This is a genomic window from Streptomyces purpurogeneiscleroticus (assembly GCF_020024005.1).
In the GTDB taxonomy this organism is placed as follows: domain Bacteria; phylum Actinomycetota; class Actinomycetes; order Streptomycetales; family Streptomycetaceae; genus Streptomyces; species Streptomyces purpurogeneiscleroticus.
The window spans coordinates 1-6,893 of the sequence record NZ_NHSG01000166.1 but is presented as its reverse complement, the minus strand read 5'-3'; the positions used below and the strand labels follow the sequence as shown (position 1 = coordinate 6,893).

7 protein-coding genes are annotated in these 6,893 nt (G+C 66.6%); 5 read left to right on the top strand and 2 right to left on the bottom strand.

What is annotated here, in order from left to right:
- The 5 genes from CCS38_RS09660 to tpg all read left to right on the top strand — a co-directional run.
- Window positions 1-315 (top strand): helicase associated domain-containing protein (locus tag CCS38_RS09660; protein WP_223732791.1); only part of this gene is annotated, 315 nt, incomplete at its 5' end.
- Window positions 316-416: 101 nt separating this feature from the next.
- Window positions 417-1,655: an ABC-three component system protein gene (locus tag CCS38_RS09655; RefSeq protein WP_223732790.1), complete on the top strand. Its 1,239-nt coding sequence runs from the start codon at window positions 417-419 to the stop codon at window positions 1,653-1,655.
- Between the two features lie 2 nt (window positions 1,656-1,657).
- Window positions 1,658-2,146: a three component ABC system middle component gene (locus tag CCS38_RS09650; protein WP_223732789.1), complete on the top strand. Its 489-nt coding sequence runs from the start codon at window positions 1,658-1,660 to the stop codon at window positions 2,144-2,146.
- A 23-nt stretch (window positions 2,147-2,169) separates the two neighbouring features.
- Window positions 2,170-4,119, top strand: coding sequence for a DUF3732 domain-containing protein (locus CCS38_RS09645; protein WP_223732788.1), 1,950 nt, complete (start codon window positions 2,170-2,172; stop codon window positions 4,117-4,119).
- Between the two features lie 166 nt (window positions 4,120-4,285).
- Window positions 4,286-4,846, top strand: a complete 561-nt coding sequence (gene tpg / locus CCS38_RS35835; protein WP_443742950.1) for a telomere-protecting terminal protein Tpg — start codon at window positions 4,286-4,288, stop codon at window positions 4,844-4,846.
- 32 nt (window positions 4,847-4,878) lie between these two features.
- Here tpg and CCS38_RS09635 read toward each other — a convergent pair whose 3' ends face one another.
- Together CCS38_RS09635 and CCS38_RS09630 are read right to left on the bottom strand one after the other, a co-directional pair.
- A complete protein-coding gene (locus tag CCS38_RS09635; protein WP_223732786.1) occupies window positions 4,879-5,742 on the bottom strand; it encodes a hypothetical protein in 864 nt (287 codons plus the stop codon).
- 259 nt (window positions 5,743-6,001) lie between these two features.
- Window positions 6,002-6,745, bottom strand: coding sequence for an AAA family ATPase (locus tag CCS38_RS09630; RefSeq protein ID WP_223732785.1), 744 nt, complete (start codon window positions 6,743-6,745; stop codon window positions 6,002-6,004).
- Window positions 6,746-6,893: the final 148 nt, after the last annotated feature.

Sequence of the window (6,893 nt, the reverse complement as noted above, 5' to 3'; positions counted from 1 at the left end):
GCCTGGACCAAGCTCGCGGCCGGGCAGCGCGAGCGCCTGGAGCAGCTCGGCATCGGCCCGCTCCCCGCACCCAAGACGGCGGCCGTCAAGGGCCGCCAGGGGACCTCTGAAGCCTTCGAGCGGGGTGCTGCGGCCTTGCGGCAGTATAAGGCGCGTACGGGCTCTGTGACCGCCCCCAGGGCCCATGTGGAGGTACTGGAAGACGGTACCGAGGTGAAGCTCGGCATCTGGCTGTCCAACACCAAGAGCCGGCGCGCCAAGCTCACCACGGACCAGCTCGCCCAGCTCGCCGACCTCGGGCTGGACTGGGCGTAGAGGTGGAACGCAAGAGTTAGGACTGGTCGCCATTCGCACCTATGGCGATCTTATGAGTATGTATTGATCCAGTTAGGTGCTGTCTCTAGAGTGACGGCATCGTGACAGAGAAGATGCCCCACTCAGCGGCTGGCCAGATGCTGGGCTACCTCTACCAGTGCGAGTGGGCGTTGGTGGAGCTGGCGCAGCGGTGGTTCAAAGACCCAGAGGCCGCACTGCGCATGGAGATGCTGGACGACATTGACCTGCTGCACGGGTCAGTGCCTGTCGAGCTTGTGCAGTCGAAGCATCATGGCGGCCAGGGAGAGATCGGCTCGACCAGTGCTGATCTGTGGCGTTCAGTCAATTCCTGGTGCGATGCCTTGGAGATCCTCGGAGATGCGCCATTGCCGCTGCTCCGTTTGGTCACCACTCAACAGGTCGCTGCCGGGAGTCTCTTGGAGAAACTGCGGGCCGATCCGCAGACGCGCGATGTAGCCGCAGCTCTAGCAGCTCTCGAGGAGCTCGCTGGTGATGCCGAGGGTCCAAAGACGACCCGCCCTTGGCGGGAGCGCTTCCTCCGGTGCACTCCAGTGGTCCGGGAAGCTCTGGTGGGCCAGATCGTCGTGGACGATCTGGCGCCTCGAGTGTCAGAGGTGGACTCTAAGCTCCGTGAAGTGATCGGCGTATGGAAAACGGATCAGAGCCAGAGCCAGGAGATCCTGGAGGAGCTGAAAGGCTGGTGGTGGGGGGTCTCCAAAGAGATGCTCGACCGCTCCAACCCTAGCCGGAGGGCAACTGTTTCCGCCGAGGAACTGCGCACGAAGATCGACTACGTGATGAGCAAGTACGCGCAGACTTCGCTGCCCATCAGCGACCGGCTGGAACGGCTCACCGAGGACGAGGTGGCCCGGTACCAGGACCGCGTCTTCGTTGCCCAGCTCCAGTTCCTGAAACTGGGGCGCCGGAGCATCCGATTCCATCTCGGCGAGTATCACCACGCGTGGGCCCATCGATCCCGCTGGCTCCACCGTCACTACGTCGCCCAGAGCGAACTCGACCAGTTCGAAGCAGATCTCCGGCGTGAATGGGAGCAGGTGTTCTCCAAACGCGCTGACGCCTTCGATGCCGGCGAGTACGGAGCCGATGCGGTAAAGGCCGGTGTGGACATTCTGGACAAGGCCATGGCTGCTGTAGAGACACTGCGGCTGCGGCCGCAGGTGGAGAAGCGGTGGGTCGCCCGCGGCACGCTTCACGCTCTGGCCGATCTGGCTACGCAGGACGACAACCCAGTGGGCTGGCATCCCGATTTCGAGAACCTGCTGTCCCGGTCGTCCGATACTGCTGACGGGGAGGAATAGCCATGTCGGCTCCCGCGCGTCAGCTCCCTGAAGCAGCGGCGCTGTTCAATCCCGCCTTCGGCGCGTATGTACTGGCGCACTGCGTAGCGGCCCACATGGCCTCAGGCCCCAGTCTTCCTCTCCCTTTGCCAAGCAGCTTCCTGGTCCTTCCCCTGGTGCTCCCGCCAGACTGCCGCGCTGCTCTCCCGAGAGACGTCCGCACGCCGCTGGCCAGCTGGCTGGCCGACAATCCGATCCAGCGCGCGTCATACCCGCACCGCGCCGCCTCGCTTACTGATTACACCCGTGCGTCCCAGCGGTTCGGCGTCCGACACCGCGTGTTGACGGTGCACTCCAGCGGCCTCGCAGTGACCAGACAGCCCAGGCGTCCCAACGCGAACAGTCATGGAGCGGAGCTCGTCGACTGCACACGCGCTGCGGCCCTCGTCGGCCGCTGGCTTGCAGCGACATCACCTGCCACCGCATTCGCCCTGCTCGGGGTCCGCCCCTAGCTCTCCAAGGAAGCCACCTCAGCATGCATCTGCTCGCTCTGGCCCTGTATCACCGTGATGGCAGGCAAGCACCGCGCACCATCACCTTCAAACCCGGAGCCTTGAACATCCTCACGGGAGAGTCCGAGACCGGAAAGTCGGCAGTCCTCGACATCATCGAGTACTGCTTGGGACGGCAACACATTTCTCTGCCAGAGGGTGTGATCACTCAGACGGTGGGCTGGTACGCCCTGCTCGTACAGATCGGCTCGACCCGCCTGCTACTGGGCCGGCCCCGCCCAGCGGGAGCCTCTACCAACAAGGCCATGCTGCTCATCGGCGACCACACGCTTGAGCTGCCGGCAGGCGACCGCATGAGAGCGAATGCCGACACGGACGCGCTGCGCGCAGAGCTCAGCGCCCGCCTGGGCATCGACGACTTCCGCTTCGAACCTCCGGCGGGCGCCGAACGCTACGCCTTCAATGTCTCTATTGCCCAGGCCGTCTACATGTGCCTGCAAAAGCAGACCGAGATCGCCAACCAGCAGCTGCTGTTCCATCGCCAGTCCGAGCCCGGCATGGCGCAGATGATGAAGGACACGCTGCCGTACTTTCTCGGTGCGGCCGGACCGGAACAGGCCGCACGCCAACGACAGCTCGCGGAGGCCACCCGGGCCCTGCGGCGCGTCCAGCGACAGATTGATGAGAGCCAGCGCGACAACGAATCCACGAACGCCGCCCTGCAGGGCCTGGCCCGCCTCGCCCAGGAGGCAGGGATGGTCCAGGCTGTGCCCGATCGCGCATCGGCAGCCGAACTGAACGTCCTGCTGCGCGAGGCTGCGGACACAGTTGCTGATCCGTCGACGCCTCCGACGTTCGGCGAAGACGGGATGCAAGAACGACTGGCTGCGGAGCGACAGGCTCTGCGGGAACAACTTCACGATCTCAACGAAGCCGGTGCCCTTCTCGACTCGTGGCAGCAACAGAGTCATGCCTTCACTGGGGAACTCCACACCCAGCTCGGTCGCCTCACGTCTCTTCAACTCCTCAGCACAGAAGACGCAGGGGCGCCCGAGGTCTGTCCTCTGTGCAATCAGGCCCTGGAAGAGCCCGACCCCAACATCGAGCAGCTCAACGACCTCACACGCCGTCTCCAGCACGAGCTGACCGACGCAGAAGCACTACAGCCATCGCGGACCCGTCACCGCCAGGAACTCAACGAGCAGATCGCAGACGTCCGCAGGCGCCTCCAGGCCAATGCGTCAGCACTACAGGCCCTGCAGGCCAGTAATCGCCGTCTCCAGGAGATCAATGACCAGCACGCGCGGCAGGCTCACGTGCAAGGGCGAATTCTCCAGGAATTGCAACGAACTACGTCGCAGTCGTCAGACGAATCTGGATCGCTGCGCCGTCAGGCGGCTCGTATGCAGGAGCGGATCGCAGAGCTGCAGGAACTGGTCGATGCCGACGACGTGAGAGCGGAAACGGAAAGCCGTCTCAGCCGTATCGCGCTGGACATGACGGACTGGGCTCGCGAGCTGGATCTCGAGCATGCGGGCGAGGCTGAAGAAGTACGTATCAGCCTCTCTCTCCTCAACGTTGTCCTGCGCACTGAAACCAGTCGTATCCCCCTCACCCGCATCGGCAGCGCGAAGAACTGGATCGGGTATCACCTCGTCGCGCACCTGGCCCTGCACACCTACCTACTCAAACACCATCGTCCCGTCCCGCACTTCATCATGTTCGACCAGCCCACCCAGGCCTTCTTCCCTGAAGAGGTCCATGACGTGGGCGCTCTTACGGACGCCGATTGGGAAGCAGTCCGCAGCTACTTCTCCCTCATGCGAGACGTCGTCAACCGCAACGGCCAGGGGCTGCAGATCATCGTCTGCGATCACGTGAACCTGCGAGACGATTGGTTCCGCGACGCCGTCATCGAAAACTGGCGCCAAGGCAAAGCCCTGATCCCCACCGACTGGATCACCAAGGCATAGACCTGCCCGCAGCTCTCGCATTTGCCGTGGGCTTAGTAGCTCAGAATCCTCTGTGGTCTCTCGAGAATGACGGATTGCGCTCATTGGGCCCAGCCGATGTGAGAGACATGGCAGCGCAGACGGCCGTTGAGGAAGGCGCGGCCGGCAGAGTGGCCGAGGCTGGGGAGTGTACGTGGGGAAGATAGGCGATGGCATTGAGCGAGCGCTGATGACGCGCCCGGTGCCTACGGGCGCCTCGGCAGTGCGGTTTTTGATGAGAGAGGAGAAGGGTTCTACGAAGCACGTGGCGCGTCTTGTGGGAGTTTCACAGCGCACCGTGCAGCGATGGGTCACTGATCGGCCGGAAATGCGACGGCGTCCCAGCGCAGCGCACATGGAGAGGATCAATGAGGTCGTCCGGGCACGCTGGCAGCCCCGGGTCCGCGCGCGCCAGCGCGCCCGGGCGGAAGCCGACGGCTTCGTCATCCACACCAGGGCGCGATTCGGGTTCGCCGCACAGGCAGGGTCCTCGGACGATCCGCGGGTGCGGCGGATAACCCAGCACCTGCTGGGAGAGGTGGCCCGGGAGCTGTTCGCCGCTCGGGATGCCGGCGCGGGCGAGCAGCAGCAGATGGTGATCCTGGCCCGCGCGCTGGGGCACGCTTACTTTCGCGAATGGGGCCGCCGCGCCCACGGTCTGCGCGTCGCTTTCAGCGACATTGAGTTCGCCGACTTCTCGATCGGCTGAGTCTGCCCTGTCGAACGAACGCGTCAGGGTGTTCAGCGTCGCGAGGGCCCGACGCGACTGGTCGGCATCGCTTCGTACCTCTCAGCTTCCTGCCGCTCGCACCAGTCCCACTCCACACGCCCGACCGGGCCTTGGCGGCGGGCCGCGGGCGGCTGGGGCGGACGCAGTCTGGCCGTCTCCGCCACGCGCAGCAAGTGCGCACGGTCACCTGGCGCGGCGAGCAGTTCCTGGTCCTCGCCGGAGACGAGTCGGGTAAAGCAGGCCGCGGCCCGCAGGAAGATGCCCGCCCAGGGCGGTACGGGATAGGCGGCGCAGCCGTCGGTGTAGCGGGCGCGGTCGTGCAGGGCGAGCGTGGCCGCGGCGTCGTCGTAGTCACCGAGTCGTGCGGTGGCGAGTTGCTGGAGGGAGGCGCCGGTGAACAGCGCGGTGGCGACGGCCGCGGCTAAGCGAGGATGTGCGGTTGCTGTGTGAAGCCGGTGTGCGACTCGCTGGGCGGTGGGCGGGGTGAGTGGAGCGGGCGGTGTGCGGTGCCGCCAGACGATCGGCGGTGGCGTGCACGGGTCAGCGCAGGGGCGGGGGCTGTCGTAGGAGACGAGGCGGTCCAGTGCGGGCAGGGTGAGCCACCGGCTGGCCGGCCAGGCGGGCTCGTCTGCAGGTGGGGGTTCGGCGATAGGCGTGCCGTAGTAGTGGCGGCGGGCAGCCTCGAAGTTGGCGGTGACGGAGTAGTCGGCCGTGTGCAGGGCCTGGTGCAGAGCGGCGGGAAGGTGAGGGCGGTGGCAGACCAGGGTCAGGTGGATACCGGTGAGGGCATGTAGCTGCAGGAGGCGCAGCGTGCGGCGGGCGGTGAAGCGGTGGGCGCGCAGGACGGTCAGCCGGGTCACGGGCAGGGCGGCCATCCAGGCAGTGGCTGCTTGCCAGGCAGGCTGACGGCCGCCGGGAAAGCGGCCCGGGAGTAGGGGCGGTTTGCCCAGGGCGGCGAGAAGGTCGTGAACGAGGCCGGTCTCGCTGGTGGTGCCCGGGCCGGGGTGCAGGGGATCCGTCCGGACGGCGGATGGTGGGCGGCCAGGGCGGTGTGCGTGTGCAGCGCATCGTCGTGACGGTCGAGAACCACGGTGACGGGCGACAGCGGCGGGACGGGAGGCATGGGCAGTGTGTTCAGGCGAGGCGACTGAAGGCCCAGCGCAGCAGCTCCTGGTCCACGCGGACGCGGCCGGTGCGGGCCAGGGCGGTGCGGGTGTGGGCGGTCAGTTGGGCCCAGGCGCGGAAGTTGCCGTGCGCGGCATGGCTGTCAGCGAACGTGATGTCCTCGGGATCGGCATCGGCCCAGATCAGGTGGAACAGGGGGATGACGTCGAGGACCTCGGTGGGGGTGAGGCGGGTGAAGTGCTGCCAGATGAAGATGCGGGAGGAGAGCATCGGTTCGCGGCGCAGCACGGTGTGGCAGCCCTCGCCGCCGACGAAGATGATCGCGAGCTGGGTGGCTGGTTCGTCCCACAGGTAGCGGAAGTATTCGAATGCCTCCCCGTTGAGCCACTGGGCCTCATCCACGAGGAAGGTGCGGGGGCGTTCGGCCAGGGCGGTCTTCAGCAGGCGGTCGAATTCGCTGGGGTGGCGTGGCGGTTCCCCGGCCAGGTCGAGGGCGGTGAACAGTTCGTAGCGCACCGCGCGGGCGGTGGGCCGGGCTCGGAAGGTGATCTTGCGGACGTCTTCGCCGGGTTCGAGTTCTTGCAGGCAGGTGTTGACTGCGAGGGTCTTGCCGTGGCCGGCGCCGCCGTGGATGCACATCATGGCGCGGGCGGCGACGGTGTCGGTGATGTTCTCCCGGGCGGTGAGCAGGGCGCGGGTGGTGACGACGGCTGCGTCGGGCAGGTCGACGTACTGGTAGGTGGCCGCGGTCACGAGGCATCTCCGTCTTCGTCGGTGGTGGGAGGTGCGGCCCGCCCGCCGGAGCCATCCGGGGCGGAAGCGCCGTCACTGCCGGACGGGTGCCGGGCGGGCCGACCTGGCGTGGTCAGCGCGGCCAGGGAAGCGGGGGTGCGCCATCCGG